We start from the raw sequence: 17,969 nt of genomic DNA, 5'->3' as shown, positions 1-17,969 counted from the left end.
CGCATCGACCCCGTCGCCCTGCACCACTACATGAGCTTCCACTCGGTGGTGCCCGCGCCGAACACCATCCTGCGCGGCGTCCGCAAGGTGCCGCCCGCCTCGCTGGTCGCCATCGAGCCCGACGGCCGGCGCACCGTTACCACCTACTGGGCCCCCGACTTCACCCGGCACTCCGACCGCGCGGATTGGTCGGAGCGCGACTGGGAAGACGCGGTGCTGTCCACGCTGCGGTTGGCGGTCAAGCGCCGCCTGGTCGCGGACGTGCCGGTCGGTTGCCTGTTGTCCGGCGGCGTGGACTCCAGCCTGATCGTGGGTTTGCTCGCCGAGGCCGGCCAGCACGGGTTGTCGACGTTCTCCATCGGCTTCGAGTCCGCCGGCGGCGTCAAGGGCGACGAATTCCAGTACTCCGACATCGTGGCCCAGCGCTTCGAGACCGACCACCACCAGATCCGCATCGAGACCGACCGGATGCTGCCCGCCCTGGACGGGGCCATCGGCGCGATGAGCGAGCCGATGGTCAGCCACGACTGCGTCGCCTTCTATCTGCTCAGCCAGGAAGTGGCGCGGCACGTCAAGGTCGTGCAGTCCGGCCAGGGCGCCGACGAAGTGTTCGCCGGCTACCACTGGTATCCGCCGATGGGCGATCCGGCCGCCGCCACCCTGGACGGCGCCGTCGCCCAGTACCGGGGCGCCTTCTTCGACCGCGACGCGGCCGGGGTGCAGGCGCTGGTCGGATCGGGCATCGTCGCGGCCGGTGACCCCAGCCTGCGGTTCGTCACCGAGCACTTCGCGCAAGCCGGCGCCGAAACCGGGATCGACCGCGCGCTGCGGCTCGACACGACGGTGATGTTGATCGACGATCCGGTGAAGCGGGTGGACAACATGACGATGGCGTGGGGGCTGGAGGGCCGGGTTCCGTTCCTCGACCACGAGCTGGTCGAGCTGGCCGCGACCTGCCCGCCGGAGCTCAAGATCGCGCACGAAGGCAAGGGCGTCCTGAAACAGGCTGCGCGACGGGTGATTCCGGCGGAGGTAATCGACCGCCCCAAGGGCTACTTCCCGGTCCCGGCGCTGACCCACCTCGAAGGCCCGTACCTCGACATGGTCCGCGACGCTCTGTACGCGCCCACCGCCAAGGAGCGCGGCCTGTTCAACACCGACGCGGTCGACGCGCTGCTGGCCAACCCCAACGGCAAGCTGACCCCGCTGCGCGGCAACGAGCTCTGGCAGATCGCGCTGCTCGAGCTCTGGCTGCAGCGCCACGGTGTCACCGGCCCGGTTGCATGACCATGGCCGATCCGTCCGGCGACCACACCGAGGCGATCACGCTCGGTCTGCACGACGCATCCCCGCCCGAGCTAGTCGATGCGATGGCCAAAGACGTCGAGCTCGAATTGGGTTGGGGCCGACTGATTTTCGGGCAGACCTTCGCCAATTCCCAGCAGCTGGTCGAGGCCCTGCGCCGCGAGGGGCCCGGCCGGCGCGACATCTGCATCTACGCCCGCGAATCTCACGTGGTGGTCGCCGAGGCGCCCACCGAGCTCTTCATCGACCCCAGCCACACCTACCGGCTGCGTTTCACGCCTGCGACGAAGAACTTCGGCCCGGCCCCGCCGGGCTTGACGGTGCGCACGCTCAACGACCCGATCGACGCCGACGCCATGAACCGCGTCTACGTGCGCTGCGGCATGGTCCCGGCCGGCGTCGACGTGATCTGGGACAACCACCAGAACGTGCCTGCGGTGAAGTATCTGCTCGCGGTGCGCGACGAGGACGGCGCGGTGGTCGGCACGGTCACCGGGGTCGATCACGAGTTGCTGTTCAACGACCCCGAGGAAGGGTCGAGCCTGTGGACCCTGGCGGTCGATCCGGCCGCCGGGCTGCCCGGCGTCGGCGGCGCGCTGACCAAGGCGCTGGCCGAGCACTTCCGCAGTGCGGGCCGCGCCTACATGGATCTGTCGGTGGCGCACGACAACGCGGCCGCCATCGGCCTCTACGAGAAGCTGGGTTTCCGCCGCGTCCCGGTGCTGGCGATCAAGCGCAAGAACGCGATCAACGAGCCGCTGTTCAGCCCGCCGCCCGAGACGGTCGACGACCTCAACCCCTACGCCCGGATCATCGCCGACGAGGCGCTGCGGCGGGGCATCTGGGTCGAGGTGCTCGACGCCGAGACCGGCGAGATGCGCCTGACCCACGGCGGCCGCAGCGTCATCACCCGTGAGTCGCTGTCCGAGTACACCTCGGCGGTGGCGATGTGCCGGTGTGACGACAAGCGGCTGACGCGGCGCCTGGTCTCCGAGGCCGGCATCACCGTGCCGCGGGCGCGGCTGGCCACCTTCGACGAGAGCGACTTCGCCTTCGTCAAGGAGGTCGGCGAGGTCGTCGTCAAACCGACACGGGGCGAGCAGGGCAAAGGCATCACCGTCGGGGTGGTGCCGGACAACGGCCCCGACGACCTGTCCGCCGCACTGGCGCGGGCCCGCCAGCAGTACCCGGACGTGCTGATCGAACAGCGGATCACGGGCGACGACCTTCGGCTGGTGGTGATCGACGGCCGCGTGGTGGCCGCCGCGCTGCGGATGCCTCCCGAGATCATCGGCACCGGGGAGCACAGCGTGCGGGACCTGATCGCGGCCGAGAGCCGGCGGCGCTCGGCGGCCACCGGCGGCGAGTCCCGCATCCCGCTCGACGACCTCACCGAGTCGACCGTCGCCGAGGCCGGGTGGAAGCTGGACGACGTGCTGCCCCAGGGGACCCGGCTGCGGGTGCGCCGCACCGCCAACCTGCATCAGGGCGGCACCATCCACGACGTCACCGCGCACGTGAACAGCGAATTGTGCCGCGTCGCGGTGACGGCGGCCGAGGCGATCGGCATCCCGGTGACCGGCATCGACCTGTTGGTGCCCGACGTCACCGGCGCCGAGTACGCGTTCATCGAAGCCAACGAGCGCCCAGGCTTGGCCAACCACGAACCCCAGCCCACCGCCGCGGCCTTCATCGACTTCTTGTTTCCCGGCCACCCCGGCCAGCCGCAGGCCTGGACTCCCGAGGAGTCCCGCTCGGATCGCGGCTGACGCCCGCTGAATGGGTAGATCTCTTTTCAAACGCCGAACGGAGACCGCATGAGTGCGAGCGCGCAAACCAAGACCATCTCGACCCATGTGCCGGCGCGGCTGGACCGGCTGCCGTGGTCGCGGTTTCACTGGCGCGTGGTCGTCGGCCTGGGCGGGGTGTGGGTGCTCGACGGGCTCGAGGTCACCATGGTGGGCAACGTCTCGGCCCGGCTCATGGAGCACAACAGCGGCATCGCGCTCGATCCCGCCCAGATCGGCATGGCGGCCGCGATCTACATCGCCGGCGCCTGTTCGGGGGCGCTGTTCTTCGGCCACCTGACCGACCGCTTCGGCCGGCGAAACCTGTTCATCCTCACCCTGGCGATCTATTTGGTGGCCACCGTCGCGACCGCCTTCGCGTTCGCCCCGTGGTACTTCTTCCTGACCCGTTTCTTCACCGGCTCGGGCATCGGGGGCGAATACGCCGCCATCAATTCGGCCATCGACGAGCTGATCCCGGCGCGGGTGCGCGGCCGCGTCGACCTGGTGATCAACGGAACCTATTGGCTGGGTTCGGCCGCCGGCGCGGGCGGCGCGCTGATCCTGCTGAACACCTCGAACTTCCCCCCCAACATCGGCTGGCGGCTCGCCTTCGGAATCGGCGCCATCCTCGGCATTTTCGTGCTGCTGGTGCGGCGCAACGTGCCGGAGAGCCCGCGGTGGTTGTTCATCCACGGCCGCGACGACGAAGCCGAACAGATCGTCGGCGAGATCGAGGAGGCGGTTCAGCGCGAGACCGGCCAGCCGCTGCCGGAACCGCAGGGCAAGGCGCTGCGGATCCGCCAGCGCACCGCGATCTCGTTCCGCGAGATCGCCGCGGTCGCGTTCAAGCTCTATCCGCGGCGCGCGATCCTCGGGCTGGCGCTGTTCATCGGGCAGGCGTTCCTCTACAACGGCGTCACGTTCAACCTCGGGACGCTGCTCAGCCAGTTCTACGCGGTGCCGTCGGGCATGGTGCCGGTGTTCTTCGTGCTGTGGGCCCTGAGCAATTTCGCCGGCCCGCTGGTGCTCGGGCACCTGTTCGACACCGTCGGCCGTAAACCGATGATCACGCTGACCTACCTCGGTTCCGCGGTCGCGGTGGTGGCGCTGGCGATCGTGTTTCTCACCCGGGCCGGCGGCGTCTGGGCCTTCATCGGCGTGCTGATCGTCGCGTTCTTCCTGGCCTCGGCGGGCGCCAGCGCGGCGTACCTGACGGTCAGCGAGATCTTCCCGATGGAGACCAGGGCGCTGGCGATCGCCTTCTTCTACGCGATGGGCACGGCGATCGGTGGTATCACCGGGCCGTTGCTGTTCGGTCAGCTGATCAACTCGGGCATGCGCACCGAGGTCGTCTGGTCGTTCCTCATCGGGGCGGCCGTGATGGCGGCCGCGGGCCTGGTCGAACTGCGGCTCGGCATCGCCGCCGAGCGGCGCCCGCTCGAAGAGCTGGCGCTGCCGTTGACCGTGGAAGACGCCGAAGATGCTGAGCACAGGGAAGATTCGGAGCCGGCAGCGGACTGAGTCGCGACGGATCAGCCGTACGCGTCCCACCACGTGTGCAGGTCCTCGACGGTGGCCGGATCCCCGCTGACGTCGCTGAGCATGAGCCTGGCGTCGTTGGACCAGACCACGTTGGGGCGGTTGTTGTAGGTGCCGCACGCGATCAGGCCGGCCATGTCGTTGGGTGTCTCGTCGTAGTGCCAGCTGACGGGTGAGCGTCCCTCGCCGGGGCAGTTCACCAGGCTGATATTGCCGATGTCGTCGGCGAAGGCCCGCTTCAGCCGGTCGGGCGTGGCGAACAGCCCGTAGGTGGCGCGGGCCGGTCCGCCGGGCTGGGTGTTCTGGCCGCAGGTCACCATGGCCACCGCAGTCACCCAGATGCTGCCCGTCTCCGGAGTGGCCGGCGTGCAGGCGCCGGGCAGGTACCCGGGTGGAAGCAGGCTGATCAGCCGCGCCTGATCGCCGCCGGGCGCCGCGGCGGACGGCGGCGCGGTCTTGCCCGACGTGGCAAGGTGCTGGGGCTGGCTGGTCGGCTTGAGCAGCAGCCAGACGCCGGCGGCACCGATCGCGACGGCGATGACGGCGGCGGCGGCGACCACCGGCCACCGGGTGCGCCTGCGCCGCGGCGGGCCGGGCGGGCTGATCGGGCTGATCGGGCCAGCGGCGTCGCCGCGCTGCAGGATCGTCTCGGCCCGCTCGCGCTCGGGGCTGCTCAGCGCCTTGTGCGCGGCCTCGGCCAGCGCGCCGGCGGTGGGGTAGCGCTCGGCGGGGTCCTTGGCCATTCCGCCCGCGATCACCGCGTCGAATGCCGGGCTGACGCCGGCCGCGTGCGCGCTGGGTTTGGGGATGGGCTGCATCATGTGCGCGGTCACCAGCGCGCCGGAGCTGTCGGCGCCATACGGCGGCGCCCCCGTCAGGCATTCGTACAGCACGCAGGCCAGCGCGTAGACGTCGGCGCGGGAAGTCACCTCGTCACTCGAAAAGCGTTCGGGCGCCATGTATTTCAACGTTCCGACCGCGGTGCCCAGCTGGGTGAGTTTCTCGTCGGTCTCGGCGCTGGCGATCCCGAAGTCGACCAGATAGGCGAAGTCGTCGCCGGTGATCAGGATGTTTTGCGGTTTGACGTCGCGATGCGTCACCCCCGCGGCGTGGGCGGCGTCGAGCGCCGACGCGACCTGGTGGATGATGGCGACCGCCCGGGGCGCGGGCAGCGGTCCCTGCTGTTCGAGCAAGGTGTCCAGGTCGACACCCTCGATGAGGCGCATCTCCAGGAACAGCTGGCCGTCGATTTCGCCGTAGTCGTGGATGGGCACCACATGCGGCTCCAGCAGTTGGCCGGTGATGCGGGCCTCGCGCTCCATTCGCTTGCGGAACACCGGATCCTGGCTGAACGTGTGGGACATCAGCTTCACCGCCACGGTCCACTGCTTGACGGTGTGCTCGGCCTCGTACACCTCGCCCATTCCGCCGCGGCCGAGCAGCCGCTTGAGGCGGTAGGGCCCGAACGTCGTTCCCGCCTTCGACCCCTGCGCGTCGCTCACAACATCCCCGGGGCCGCTTGCTATCCGGTGAGTTTCGTCAGCCAGGTGGGATTCTGGTAGTTCACCGCCGTGGTGCCGTCCCACACGAACGGCGTGGAGTTGGCGTTGTCGCTCGACAGCGTCGAGTAGCCGTTGGCCGCTTTGGCCTTGGCCGTGCCGATGTCGTCGCCGGACTTGATGCAGGCGATGACCCCGGCGCTAGCGCCGACCGTCTTGGCCAATTGTGCGAGCTCGCCGTCGGTGCGGTCCTCGGCGGCGCCCTCCTGCGGCTGAAAGTTGCTGGCGAACAAGCCCGAATAGAAGTCGGCGTAGAGCTTGGGGTCGTTCTGCGCGGCGACGCAGTAGCTGGCCGCCACCGCGCGGGTCGAGTAGTCCTGGCTGTGCGACTTGTCGTCGAGGAAGTTGAGCAGGTGATAACGCACGGCCAGCTTCTTGTTGTTCACCGCGGCGTCGATGTCGGCGGCGTTCGACCTGATGAAGCTGCCGCACGGCGGGCAGATCGGCTCGTTGAAGATGTCGATCGTGGTCTGGGCCGCCGAACTCCCGACGAACACACCGTCATCGAGGACCCGCAGCGCGACGGCGTCGGGCGGCGGCGGGGGCGGCGTCGCCGGGGCCGGCCCGGACTTCGGTTCCCACGGGCGCACGACGCCGAGGATCACCCCGATCAGCACCACCGTGAGCGTGGCGGCGACACCGACCCACAGCCAGGGCTTGCGGCCGGCCCGCGGCGGCTGGCCCCAGGGCGGGGTCGCCGCGCCGGCGTTGGTCCAGACCGGGGGGCCGCCCCACGGCGGTGGTTGGACGGCGCCCGACGGCGTGGGCCAGGAGCCGAGCGGCGGGGCGGGCGGTGCCGCGGCGGGCGGGCCGGGCGCAAACCCGCCGGCCGGCTGGCCGGCGAATGCGGCCGGCGGCGTTGCCATTTGGGTGCGCTCCAGGATGTCGGTGGCCCGATCCTGATCCGGCGCGGCCAGGGCGCCGTAGGCGGCCGCCGCCAGGTCACCGCAGGTGAGGTAGCGGTCCGCGGGGTCCTTGGCCATGCCGCGGGCGATCACGCCGTCGAAGGCGGCCGGGATGCTGGGGCGCGCCGCGCTCGGGCGCGGGATCGGTTGGTGGACGTGGGCGCCCATCACGCTGAGCTGGTCACCGGTGTAGGGCGGGGAGCCGGTCAGGCACTCGTAGAGCACGCAGGCCAGCGCGTAGATGTCGGCCTTGTGGGTGATTGCGGAATCACCGAACCGCTCCGGGGCCATGTATTTGGCGGTGCCCACAGTGGTGCCGAACTGCGTCAGCTTTTCGTCCGACGTGGCGCTGGCGATGCCGAAATCGACGAGATAGGCGAAGTCGTCGGCGCTCACCAGGATGTTTTCCGGCTTCACGTCTCGGTGCAGGATCCCGGCCGCGTGCGCGGCGTCGAGCGCCGAACCGATCTGGCGCACAATCGCTATCGCGCGCGGCGGCGATATCGGCCCGTACCGCTTCAGCATGCTGGCCAGGTCCTTGCCGTCGATCAGCCGCATGTCCACGTAGAGCTGCCCGTCGATTTCGCCGAAGTCGTGGATGGGCACGACGTGCGGTTCGTGCAGCCGCCCGGCGGTGCGGGCCTCGCGCTGCATCCGGGAGCGGAAGACCGGATCGTTGGACAGGGTCCGCGACATCAGTTTGAGGGCCACGGTGCGCTCGCGGACCGTGTCCTCGGCCTCGTAGACGTCGCCCATGCCGCCACGGCCGACCAGGCGCAGCAGCCGATACGGCCCGAACTGCGTACCCTCCCGCGAATCCGCGGTCGCCTCACCCATCGAAGACTCCTCACCCGCGCATACCGGGCATGCAGGCATAAGGCTAAGGTTTTCGCGGCCGCGGGGCACGGCGAATAGCGAAAGCCAGCTAATTCGACGGGGCGCGATTAACGGATGTCGTCATCGCCGGTGGCGCGCTCGGTGAGCCCTTCTCGGGCCAGCGCCCGGACGAAACCGTACGCCTGCATGCCGGCGGGGCCGGGATTGTCGAAGATCCATTCGTTGATCTTTTCCAGCGCGTTGGCCAGGTCGTCGCGCTTGACCCGAACCAGGTAGGTCTTCCGGTCGTCGTCGGGATCCTCGAGGGATTCGGCGACCGCGACCGGATTCTTGAACGCGTAGGCGATCCCGTGCACGGCATCGTGGTTCAGGGCCCAGTGAATCTCGCTGGGGCGCAGCCGGTTCACCGCCAGGTTGCGGTAGTCACGGTCATCGTCTGAACTGCTCACCGGGCCGGTGATCCTTTTCTGTGTGCATCGGGAAAGTGGAACGGCGATCAATTGAAGGAAGGTCGCGCGAAGTGATTCGCGCAACGTTCATACCGGGCATTTTCATCATAGGAAGAGGTGCGGTCGGCTGCATGCCGAGCGCGTTGCGCGCGCCCGCATTCCGCCGATTGCGGCCGGGCTCAGCGGCGATATTTCAAATACAGATAGCCGTCGCAGACCAGCGCGTGCTCGAGGCTCATGGTGACCGGTGCGGATAGCCGCGCCGGGTGCAGCCGGTGGCCTACCGGTTGGCTCGCCGCCAGCTTGGGGGCCAGCGTCACACAGATCTCGGTGACGGCGTCGGCCTCCACCAGCTCGTCGAGCAGCGTCGGTCCGCCCTCGCACAGGATGCGGTGCATGCCGAGCTCCCGCAGGGTCGCGACCGCGCGGGAGACGTCGACGGAGTCTTCGCCCGCGACCAGGAGGTGTTGGCGGTCGTCGTCGGGGTCGAACCGCGCCGCGGTGCTCGCGCAGGTCACCAGGATCGGCGGCTGGTCCGGATCGCTGAGCAACCGGGCCGGTAGCTCACCGCTGCGGCTCACCACGGCGATCGGCGGCGGTTCGGCCCGCCCCTCGTGCTGCCGCCGCTCCCGCGCCGCATCGCCGAGCGTCACCGGGCCGTAGTTTTCGGCGCGGGCGGTGCCGGCACCGACCAGCACGACGTCGGCGAGGCCGCGCAGGATTCGCAGGAGCCGCTGATCGGTGGGGCACGACAGCGGACCGGCGCGCCCGACGAACGCCGCGGCGCCGTCGGCGCTGAAGATCATGTTGGCGCGCACCCCGTCCGGGGGATCGGCATAGAAGGGCGCGAGCTCGATGATGCTGGGGACGGCGCTGATCCGGGGCGACTCGGCCACGTGTCAGGCCTCGTGGCCGGGTTGCAGCTCGCGCACGTCGCCGAAGGACACCCAGGTTTCCAGTTCCCGCGGCGGGCTGCCGCCGACCGGTGCGAGCAGGTGCCCGACGTGATCGCCCATCGTGAAACGCTCCAGGATCTCGCCGACGAACCACGCGGCGGCGTCGTCGAGGATCGGCATCCGTTCGGGGCCGCGGTGCCAGGAACAGCGGGCGAACTTGTCGACCTCGTCGCTGGTCTGGCTGCCGAAAAGCTCGACCACGTCGAGGTGTTCGTGGTCGAAGACGTGCACGGCCAGGTGGGAGGCGTCGCGGGCGACGCGGAAGGTGTGGTTGCGCTTGGACAGGCCGACCAGGAAGCGGGGCGGATTGATGCTGGTCTGGCTGGCGAAGCCCACCAGGCAGCCGGCTTCAGTGCCGTTGGCCTGCGTGGTGACGACGAACATCGGATAGTTCAGCAGCGCCACCAGCTTGTCGAACGCTTCGGTTTCCGGGTCAGCCATCCGCTCAGTCTTCCCCGTCCGGCCTTCGGGGAATCGCGATGCCGCTATTTGCCCGGCGGCGGTGTCCGGCCGGCCGGCGCGGCGTGCGCCGCCGTCAGCTGCGATTTCGGTTGCGCCGCAACGTGGTCCGGGCGATGAAACGCCTAATCAGATAGGCGCCGGCACCGAGGCCCAGCACCAGCACACCGGAGAGCACCGACCATCGCGGCATCGCGACGGCCAGCATGACGCAGCCGAGCAGCCCGATCACCGGGATAGCCCGGTGTGGGCGGCCTTCATCGGCACCGAGCGTGCAGGCCGAGGCGTTGGCGACGGCGTAGTAGATCAGCACGGCAAACGAGGAAAATCCGATGGCGTCGCGCAGGTCGGCGGTGGCGGCCAGGACCACCACGATGACGCCGATCAACAATTCCGCGCGGTGGGGGACGCCGAACCGCGGATGCACCGCGGCCAGGGTGTGCGGCAGGTGGTGGTCGCGCGCCATCGCGAACGTGGTGCGCGAGACGCCGAGGATCAGCGCGAGCAGCGAGCCCAGCGCCGCGATCACCGCTCCCGCCTGGACGGCGGGAACCAGCCAGCCCGTTCCCGCCGCGCGGGCCGTCTCGACCAGCGGGGCGGCGGAATTCGCCAGCCGGTCCGGGCCGAGCACCCCCAGCGCGGCCACCGCGACCAGCGCATAGACGGCCAGCGTGATGGTCAGCGCCAGCGGTATCGCGCGCGGGATGGTGCGCGCCGCGTCGCGCACCTCCTCGCCGAGGGTGGCGATGCGCGCATAGCCGGCAAAGGCGAAGAACAACAGGCCGGCGGCCTGCACCACACCGCCGAGGGTGGCGCCGCTCAGCCGCAGCTGCTCGGGCCGTGCCGCGCCGGAAGTCAACGCGGCGACGATCACGGCGACCAGCACCGCCAGCACCACCGCGACGATGATGCGGGTCAGCCAGGCCGACTTGCGCACCCCGGCGTAATTGACCGCCGTCAGCGCCACCACCGTCGCGACGGCTACCGCGTGGGCCCGCGCCGGCCAGGCGTAGAGGCCGATGGTCAGGGCCATCGCCGCACACGACGCGGTCTTGCCGACGACGAATCCCCAACCGGCCAGGTATCCCCAGAAGTCCCCCAGGCGTTTTCGGCCGTAGAGATAGGTGCCGCCGGACGCGGGGTAGCGCGCCGCCAGCCGCGCCGACGACGTGGCGTTGCAGTAGGCCACTACCGCCGCCAGCGCCAGGCCCAGCAGCAGTCCCGAGCCGGCGGCGCGCGCCGCGGGGCCCAGGGCCGCGAAGATCCCCGCACCGATCATCGATCCCAGCCCGATCACCACCGCGTCGAAAACGCCGAGGCTGCGGCGCAATTCGTCGTTGCCGGCCGGGGTGCTCGTCGGGATGCTTCCGGACACTGGGTCTCCTCGAAGTCGGAGAAATGGGCACGCCTGCGTCGCCTCGCGTAGCGCCTAACCTATCAAATTGATTTGATGTATCGTGCCGAAGTATGGCGGCGGTCGATCGAGCGGACGTTCCGCCGCTGATGCGGATGGCGGGGCACCCCCTGCGGTGGGCGCTGCTGACCGAGCTGGCCTCCGGAGACCACCGGGTGCGGGAATTGGCTGCCGCGGTCGGCGAGCCGCAGAACCTGGTCTCGTATCACTTGCGGTTGTTGCGTTCGGCCGGACTCGTCGATGCGCGACGCAGCAGTTTTGATGGGCGCGACACCTATTACTGGTTGAATTCGACAAACTGCGCCAAGGCATTTCGTGAGGCGGCCGCCGCTTTGCATCCGGCGTTGGCGCCCGGGGCCGCCCCCAGGGCGGCACCGCGCACCGTGTTGTTTTTGTGCACCGGAAACAGCGCGCGCTCGCCCATGGCCGCTGCACTCCTCGAGAAACGCGGCCAGGGGCGCATTCGAACGGCAAGCGCGGGTAGTTATCCGAAACCCGCGCTCCACGTCAACGCCATCCGGGTCATGCGCGACGAATACGGCATCGACCTCAGCGGCACCCGGCCCCAATCCCTGGCCACGGTGTCTCGACGCCGCTTCGACTGCGTGATCACGCTGTGTGACAAGGTGCGCGAATACGCGCGCGACCACGATCTGGCCACCACGACGCACTGGAGCCTGCCCGATCCGTCTGCCGGCGGCGCCGGCTATCCGCAATTTCGTCGTGTGGCAGGCGAATTGAGCCGCCGCATCGACTTCTTCGTGCCCGGCATCGGCGTCGGTGCGGTCGGGCGCTGACGATGGTGCTCAACCGGCGTCAGTTCGGCAAATGGGCCGGCGTCGCGCTGACGGCCGCCGCGGGAAGCGCCGGTGGCGCATGTTCACACCCTTCGCCCGGCGGTCCACCCGGCGGCAAAGCCGATTACACGCTGCGGATCGGCTCGGGGAAGGTCGAGTTGGCCCCGGACCGGACCGTGTCGACCCTGACCTACAACGGTCAATTTCCCGGTCCGCTGTTGCGGTTCAAGGAGGGCCGGCGAGCCTGGGTCGACGTCTTCAACGACACCGACTCGCCGGAGCAGCTGCACTGGCACGGCCAGCACGTCGGCGTCGACGTCGACGGCGCCGCCGAGGAGGGCACCCCCGACATACCCGCGCACGGCATGCGCAGGATTTCCTTCGTTCCCGGCCCGGCGGGCTTGCGCTTCTATCACACCCACGTCGTGCCGCGCGCCGATCTGTCGCGTGGCCAGTACAGCGGCCTGGTGGGCCCGGTCTACATCGAGCCCCCGCACGACACCGGTGCATACGATCAGGAAATCTTTCTGACGCTCAAGGAGTTTGACCCCGCCTTCAGCCGCGGTGGCGACATGCCCAGCGATTTTCTGGCCGGTGCGCAGGATCAAGACCTGAAGGACAGGGGCGAGTCGGCGATGGCCGCCGCGCTGGAGCGCGGCGAGTCACCCGGCAACGAGGTCGGGTACGGGGCCTTCGCGATCAACGGGCGCATGCTGGGCCACGGCGAGCCCATCCGGGTGCGAACCGGTCAGCGGGTCATGCTTCACGTTCTCAACGGAAGCGCCACCGAGACCCGCAGTTTGGCCCTGCCCGGCCACACTTTCACCATCGTCGCGCTGGACGGCAACCCGGTACCGACGCGGACCGCCGTGCCGGTGTTGTGGCTGGGCGCGGGCGAACGGATCTCGGCGATGGTCGGCATGACCAATCCGGGCGTCTGGGTGCTGGGCGATCTGTCCGACGACGACCGCGGCCACGGAATGGGCGTGGTCGTCGAATATGCCGGGCGCGGTGGGGATCCGCACTGGGCGGCGCCCCCGCCCTTCACGTGGGATTACCGGGTGTTCGGCGCATCGCAGCGGGCGGACCTGCCACCGCCCGATCGCACCATCGACATGTTGATCGAGAAACGCAACGCCGCCGACAACGGTTTCAACGTCTGGACGATTAACGGTGTGCCCTTCGCGATGGACACCAACAAGCCCGTGCTGGACATCGAGCGCGGCAAGCGTCACCGGCTGCGGTTCCGCAACGCCAGCGACGACCTGCACCCCATGCACCTGCACCGGCACACGTTCGAAATCACCCGGTTCGCCGGGACAGCGACGGCCGGTGTCCGCAAGGACGTCGCCATGCTCGGCGGCTACCAGAGCATGGAGATCGATTTCGTCGCCGACCAACCCGGCCTTTCGCTACTGCACTGCCATCAACAGATCCACATGGATTACGGGCTCATGCTGCTGTTCAACTGCACCTGACGCCTCACCCCAGCGGGTTGTTCTGGCGCACCCCCCGATACATGCCCCAATGCACGATCCAGGGCATCACCACGCGCTCGACCGACCAGGACGGGAAGCGGAAGGACTGGCCGGTGGGCAGGAAGACCTCCAGCCCGTTGGGCTGGATACCTACCAGCGAGCCCCAGCGCCGCGCCGGCGCCCGGTAGGGCCGCAACGGCCGGCCGGCGAAGTCGGCGAGGACGTTGCGTGCCACCAGGGCATCGCCCCGGTTTCGGGCGGAGCTGCGCAGCGGATCCGTCGCCGCGACGTCGCCGACCGCGAACACGCCCCGGTGGCCGGGCACCCGCAGTTCGGGGGTGACGCGCACGAACCCGCGCTCGTCGAGCAGTTCGGCCGGCAGCCAACCGGTGTTGGGCCGCACCCGTCCGATCGCCCACAGCACGGCGTCGGCTCGGGCCGGGGGCTGCCCGGTGCTGAAGTGGACCGGCTCGCTGGTCAGTTCCTCGCCCGCGAACCCGTCGGTCACCACCGCGCGGTGGCCCGGGTGCAGGCCGACGCCCAGCTCGGTGAGGCGGCGGCGCAGCCGATGCCAGATTCGCGGATGGTGTCCCGCCAGCGCGGACTCGCCGGGGAAGTACAGGTCGATGCGCTTGTCCGGCCACGTGGTCGCCATGTTGAGGGCGCTGCTGACCGCCGCCGCGCCGCCGCCCACCACGGCCACCGAGCCGGCGGCGGCCAGCCTGTCGTGCGCGGCGCGCAGTCCCGCGCCGATCTCGGCCGCCGACTGCAGGGTCGGCTGGCGCCAAAAGCCGTTGCTGACTCCGGTCGAGATGATCAGCGCGTCGTACGGTTCGGTGACGGCCGCGCCGTCTTCGCTTCGGCCGGAGACGGTTTGGGCGTCCAGGTCGACGCCGGTCAGCGTGGCCTGCACGGTGCGGACGCCGTCGAGACGGCGGAACCGGTCGAACGGAATCCAGTAATCGCGGGCCCAGTCGTGTGGACGCGAGAGCCGGACGCCGAGCTCCTGGCCGCTCACCAGCGCGGGCTTGGCCGAAATGCCGACGACGTCGGCGTGCCGCGACAGCCGGATCGCCGCGAGGACGCCGGCGTCGCCGAGCCCGGCGACGATGACACGCTTTCGGTTCATGCCGTTATCCTGCCCTGCGTACATTGCGGACGAGCCGTTGACCGATCCGAGAGCAAGGGGGCCACGTCAGGTGATCGTCTCGTGCGGCACAGCGACACCGGCGCATCCGCGGGTGAGCGCCGCGCTGCGCACCTCTCTCAGTGCCATGGTGCGGGCGTCGGCCCCGCGCCCCGCGGCGGCCCGGCGCGCCGCCAAGGACTTCGAGAAGGCGTTGATTCCGGCGGTCATCGCCGAGATCCGGTGGTCGTTCACCCGGCCGCGCACCTGGCTGATGGGTGTGGTGGCCAACGTCGTCTTCGCGGCCGGCTGGTTGCTGGTGCAGCCGCTGACGCCGGTGGGCCGGCACCCCGATTGGGTGATCCTGGTGGGCACCTACTTCTCGTCGTGGGTGCTCGCCGACGTCACCACCACCAATTTCCTGGGCGCCGACCACTACCGGATCCTGCGGGGGTTGTCCGCCGGCGTGCCGTTCTGGCGCATCCTGTTGATCAAAAACCTCGCCCTGCTCGCGATCGTCGGCGTGCCCACCCTGTCCGCGGCGGTGGTGTTGACGCTGTGGCTGGAAACGCCGGCGCGACTGGGCATTACGATCCCCACCGTCGCGGTGCCCATCGTCTCCTGGTTAGGCGTCGGCAACTTCATCTCGGTGCTGCACCCGGTCAGTGTCGAGCCGCTGATCCGGCGCTGGCGCCAGCGCGGCGATCTGCGCCGCACCCGAAGTTGGGTGCTGGCCCTGACGCTGCCCTACGTGCTGTACTACGTGGCCGACCCGATGAACGGCGTGGAACATCGCGTGTTGTGGCAGCAGGCGCCCGCGTTGATCTGGCCGGTGTTCGGGCGCGACACCAAAAGCTTCGTCCACCTTGGCATCGCCATGAGCGTGTGGATCGCCGGCAGCATCGCCGCGGTGTACTGGGTGCGCCGGCGCGGATTGCAGATCCGTTAGGACACCTGGGGCTTGATGTCTTCGATGACCCACTGCGCGTAGTCGAGGTATTCGTCCACGCCGCTGACGGCGGGGACGGGAACCGCGGTCACGGTCACGCCCTGCTCGCCGAGCCAGTTCAACCGGTCGACGATGTGTCCGGCGCTCATGCCCGGCCGGTCGCTCGCTCGGCGGGCGACGTGTCCCTCGCCGACCCGGTTGGTGCCCAGCCCGTGCATCACGTCGAATTCCCGGCCCTCGTAGGAGGGTTGGGACCTGATGTAGTCGAGCTTCTCGGCGATCTGCTCCGGTGGTGTGAGGAACGGCCACCAACCGGACCCGAACGTGGCCGCCCGGCGCAGCGCGGCGTCGGCGTCGCCGCCGATCCAGATCGGAAGATGCGGTTTCTGAACGGGTTTGGGCTCGAAGGCGATGTCGGAGAAGGACACGTACCGGCCTTCGAATCGGGGTGCGTCGCTGGTCCACAGCTCGACGATGGCGGCCAGATATTCGTCGGCGATGCGGCCCCGCTCCCCGAAGGGCACTGAGAGCAGCTCGAACTCGCGGGCCAGCCAGCCCACGCCGAACGTCACCATCATCCGGCCCCCGCTCATCCAGTCCGCGGTGGCCAAGGCCTTGGCCAGCACGATGGGGTGCTGCAGCGGCAAGATGGTGACGCAGGAATTGATGGCCAGCCGCTCGGTGGCACCGGCGATGAAGGCCTGCGCGGTCGTCGAGTGCAGATAGTGCGGCCCGGACAACTCGACATGCCCGGTGGGGATGACCAGATGCTCGGGCACCGCGATCATGTCGTAGCCCCATCGGTCGGCGCATTGCATCATGCGGCGCTGGTCGCCTCCGGTGACGGCCGCCTCCCAGGGCTGCGTGATCGCCTTGAGGCGCAGCAGGTGCGGAAGGGGGAAGGCGAACTTCACGGGCGTCCCAGCCAGCGGTCCATGTCCTCCAATCTAGGGGTTGGTGTTGTTAACCTGGCGACATGGACTCCGAAACGGACCCTGCCAGCCAAAAGCTGACCAACGCGGCGTTGGCCGCCACCAGCTGGGCGCTGCTGGGCATGATGTCCTACGAAGAGGAGGTTTCGGGCTATGACCTCAAGAAGTGGATCGACTGGAGTGTCGACCTGTATTACTGGAGCCCGTCGTACAGCCAGATCTACACCGAGCTGAAGAAGCTGGAGTCGCTGGGACTGGTGACCTCACGCGTCGAACGCGACGAGGGCACCCGCACTCGCCGGCTGTACAAGATCACCCCGGCCGGGATGGATGCCGTGACCGAGTGGACCACTCACGCGCCGGTGGACCCGCCGGTGCTCAAACACAGTGTGCTGCTGCGGGTTACGTTCGGGCACCTCAGTAACCCGAGCCGGCTCAAGGAATTACTGCAGGAGCATGTGGCGTACGCCGAAGCCAGGCACCGCAAGGCCGTCGAGGACGCCGAGGGAGCCGAGGCCGAACCCGCGTGGGCGTACTCGGTGCTGGCGCTGCGCTGGGCGGCCAAGTATTACGCCGCCGAGCGTGAGTTCGCGCTGGAGATGATCAAGGAGATCGACGAGGCCGACGCCATCCTGCAGAGCGCCGCGAAGGGTGGCTTCGGCAAGCCGCGTCCCAAGCCGGGCAATTGGCGCGAGATCGAAAAACAGGTCCAGGCGAAGCGCGAAGCGGATTAGTTCTGACGGTGGTGACCGGTTTCGCCCGTGGCGCCGGCCGTCCGGTTCCACGAAATACAGATACCGAAAACGCATATCGAAATCCCTTGCGTCACTGTGGTTTCAGGGCTTTACTGTCGCCGGTTCTTGTCGGTGGGCATCGTTAGTTTGGCGGTGTGAGTGATGAGCAGGATGTCGAGGCGACGTTCGATGCGCTCGATGCCGCCTGGGATCGGGTGTGCGCGCTGAACGTCGATGCGCTGAAGCCGCGCCAACAGTTGGCGGTGTTGGCGCGCTGCGAAAAGCAGCGCCGGCGCATCCCAGCCGTCGAGCACCCCGTGATCAATGCCCTGGCCCGCCAAGCACCCTCGGTCGAACTCGGCGCCACAGCAGTCCAGGCCATCGCCGAGGCGACGCTGATCAGCCGCGCTGAAGCCGCCCGCCGCCTCAACGAGGCACGCGATTTGGGCCCGCGCCACGGCCTGACCGGCGAACCGCTGGGCCCGATGCTGCCCGCCACCGCCGCCGGACAACGCCGGGGCGAGCTGGGCGCGGGCCAGGTCGCGGTGATCCGCAAGTTCTACCACCAGCTGCCCGGCTGGATCGACATGCCGACCCGCGAGCGGGCCGAAGCGCGGTTGGCCACCGAGGGCAGCCGGTTTCGCCCCGAACAACTCGCCGGGCTGGCCCGCACCCTGGCCGACTGCCTCAACCCCGACGGCACCTACACCGACGACGACCGGGCCCGGGCGCGTGGTCTG

Annotated in this window: 16 protein-coding genes; 8 read left to right on the top strand and 8 right to left on the bottom strand. The window is 69.3% G+C overall.

The window, feature by feature from the left end; translation table 11 throughout:
- From A5624_RS24950 to A5624_RS24940, 3 genes are all read left to right on the top strand, one after another.
- Positions 1 to 1,287: N-acetylglutaminylglutamine amidotransferase (locus tag A5624_RS24950; protein WP_066872602.1), on the top strand; the 1,287-nt coding region annotated here is incomplete at its 5' end.
- Positions 1,284 to 3,074, top strand: coding sequence for an N-acetylglutaminylglutamine synthetase (ngg, locus tag A5624_RS24945; RefSeq protein ID WP_066872590.1), 1,791 nt, complete (start codon positions 1,284 to 1,286; stop codon positions 3,072 to 3,074). The genes A5624_RS24950 and ngg, both read left to right, overlap by 4 nt.
- A 48-nt stretch (positions 3,075 to 3,122) precedes the next feature.
- On the top strand, positions 3,123 to 4,616 hold the full coding sequence (locus A5624_RS24940) for an MFS transporter (RefSeq protein ID WP_066872587.1): 1,494 nt from the start codon (positions 3,123 to 3,125) through the stop codon (positions 4,614 to 4,616).
- 11 nt (positions 4,617 to 4,627) lie between these two features.
- Here the strand turns inward: A5624_RS24940 and A5624_RS24935 are convergent, their stop codons facing one another.
- From A5624_RS24935 to A5624_RS24910, 6 genes are all read right to left on the bottom strand, one after another.
- Complete coding sequence (locus A5624_RS24935; RefSeq protein ID WP_066872583.1) at positions 4,628 to 6,136, bottom strand: serine/threonine-protein kinase; 1,509 nt, start codon at positions 6,134 to 6,136, stop codon at positions 4,628 to 4,630.
- A 20-nt stretch (positions 6,137 to 6,156) separates the two neighbouring features.
- The gene (locus A5624_RS24930) at positions 6,157 to 7,935 is read right to left on the bottom strand and encodes a serine/threonine protein kinase PknE (RefSeq protein ID WP_066872580.1); all 1,779 of its coding nucleotides are present in this window, start codon (positions 7,933 to 7,935) and stop codon (positions 6,157 to 6,159) included.
- A gap of 107 nt (positions 7,936 to 8,042) precedes the next feature.
- Positions 8,043 to 8,384, bottom strand: coding sequence for a hypothetical protein (locus A5624_RS24925; RefSeq protein WP_066872577.1), 342 nt, complete (start codon positions 8,382 to 8,384; stop codon positions 8,043 to 8,045).
- A gap of 179 nt (positions 8,385 to 8,563) precedes the next feature.
- A complete protein-coding gene (locus tag A5624_RS24920) occupies positions 8,564 to 9,280 on the bottom strand; it encodes a pyrimidine reductase family protein (RefSeq protein ID WP_066872574.1) in 717 nt (238 codons plus the stop codon).
- 3 nt (positions 9,281 to 9,283) lie between these two features.
- Positions 9,284 to 9,781 carry a flavin reductase family protein gene (locus tag A5624_RS24915; RefSeq protein WP_066872571.1) on the bottom strand — a complete coding sequence of 166 codons (498 nt, stop codon included), beginning with the start codon at positions 9,779 to 9,781 and terminating at the stop codon, positions 9,284 to 9,286.
- 94 nt (positions 9,782 to 9,875) lie between these two features.
- Complete coding sequence (locus tag A5624_RS24910) at positions 9,876 to 11,162, bottom strand: APC family permease (protein ID WP_066872599.1); 1,287 nt, start codon at positions 11,160 to 11,162, stop codon at positions 9,876 to 9,878.
- A 104-nt stretch (positions 11,163 to 11,266) separates the two neighbouring features.
- Here A5624_RS24910 and A5624_RS24905 point away from each other — a divergent pair, with 104 nt between their 5' ends.
- Both A5624_RS24905 and A5624_RS24900 read left to right on the top strand, forming a co-directional pair.
- The gene (locus A5624_RS24905; RefSeq protein ID WP_066872568.1) at positions 11,267 to 12,010 is read left to right on the top strand and encodes an ArsR family transcriptional regulator; all 744 of its coding nucleotides are present in this window, start codon (positions 11,267 to 11,269) and stop codon (positions 12,008 to 12,010) included.
- Between the two features lie 2 nt (positions 12,011 to 12,012).
- Entirely contained in the window at positions 12,013 to 13,488 is a 1,476-nt protein-coding gene (locus tag A5624_RS24900; protein WP_231997776.1) for a multicopper oxidase family protein, read from the top strand.
- 4 nt (positions 13,489 to 13,492) lie between these two features.
- On the opposite strand, the gene A5624_RS24895 is transcribed toward A5624_RS24900, so the two are convergent.
- Positions 13,493 to 14,617, bottom strand: a complete 1,125-nt coding sequence (locus A5624_RS24895) for an FAD-dependent oxidoreductase (protein WP_066872596.1) — start codon at positions 14,615 to 14,617, stop codon at positions 13,493 to 13,495.
- Between the two features lie 145 nt (positions 14,618 to 14,762).
- On the opposite strand from A5624_RS24895, the gene A5624_RS24890 reads away from it, so the two are divergent.
- Positions 14,763 to 15,563, top strand: coding sequence for a hypothetical protein (locus A5624_RS24890; protein WP_231997777.1), 801 nt, complete (start codon positions 14,763 to 14,765; stop codon positions 15,561 to 15,563).
- On the opposite strand, the gene A5624_RS24885 is transcribed toward A5624_RS24890, so the two are convergent.
- Positions 15,560 to 16,477 (bottom strand): TIGR03619 family F420-dependent LLM class oxidoreductase, encoded by a 918-nt coding sequence (locus tag A5624_RS24885; RefSeq protein WP_066872563.1) that lies wholly within the window; start codon positions 16,475 to 16,477, stop codon positions 15,560 to 15,562. The two genes, A5624_RS24890 and A5624_RS24885, sit on opposite strands and share 4 nt — an antisense overlap.
- A gap of 62 nt (positions 16,478 to 16,539) precedes the next feature.
- Here A5624_RS24885 and A5624_RS24880 point away from each other — a divergent pair, with 62 nt between their 5' ends.
- Positions 16,540 to 17,229 carry a PadR family transcriptional regulator gene (locus A5624_RS24880; protein WP_066872560.1) on the top strand — a complete coding sequence of 230 codons (690 nt, stop codon included), beginning with the start codon at positions 16,540 to 16,542 and terminating at the stop codon, positions 17,227 to 17,229.
- Between the two features lie 155 nt (positions 17,230 to 17,384).
- Positions 17,385 to 17,969 (top strand): DUF222 domain-containing protein (locus A5624_RS24875; RefSeq protein WP_156749192.1); only part of this gene is annotated, 585 nt, incomplete at its 3' end.

The sequence above is a fragment of the Mycobacterium sp. 1482292.6 genome (assembly GCF_001672995.1).
Lineage (GTDB): Bacteria > Actinomycetota > Actinomycetes > Mycobacteriales > Mycobacteriaceae > Mycobacterium > Mycobacterium europaeum_A.
Note: the sequence above shows the minus strand (reverse complement) of the source record. Positions and strands in the feature narration are given on the sequence as shown.

Bases quoted from the DNA above. Each gene is read 5' to 3' on its own strand.
- A5624_RS24930 (WP_066872580.1), bottom strand. From the start codon at position 7,935: ATGGGTGAGGCGACCGCGGATTCGCGGGAGGGTACGCAGTTCGGGCCG.
- A5624_RS24895 (WP_066872596.1), bottom strand. From the start codon at position 14,617: ATGAACCGAAAGCGTGTCATCGTCGCCGGGCTCGGCGACGCCGGCGTC.
- A5624_RS24900 (WP_231997776.1), top strand. From the start codon at position 12,013: ATGGTGCTCAACCGGCGTCAGTTCGGCAAATGGGCCGGCGTCGCGCTG.
- A5624_RS24915 (WP_066872571.1), bottom strand. From the start codon at position 9,781: ATGGCTGACCCGGAAACCGAAGCGTTCGACAAGCTGGTGGCGCTGCTG.
- A5624_RS24880 (WP_066872560.1), top strand. From the start codon at position 16,540: ATGGACTCCGAAACGGACCCTGCCAGCCAAAAGCTGACCAACGCGGCG.
- ngg (WP_066872590.1), top strand. From the start codon at position 1,284: ATGACCATGGCCGATCCGTCCGGCGACCACACCGAGGCGATCACGCTC.
- A5624_RS24905 (WP_066872568.1), top strand. From the start codon at position 11,267: ATGGCGGCGGTCGATCGAGCGGACGTTCCGCCGCTGATGCGGATGGCG.
- A5624_RS24890 (WP_231997777.1), top strand. From the start codon at position 14,763: ATGGTGCGGGCGTCGGCCCCGCGCCCCGCGGCGGCCCGGCGCGCCGCC.
- A5624_RS24940 (WP_066872587.1), top strand. From the start codon at position 3,123: ATGAGTGCGAGCGCGCAAACCAAGACCATCTCGACCCATGTGCCGGCG.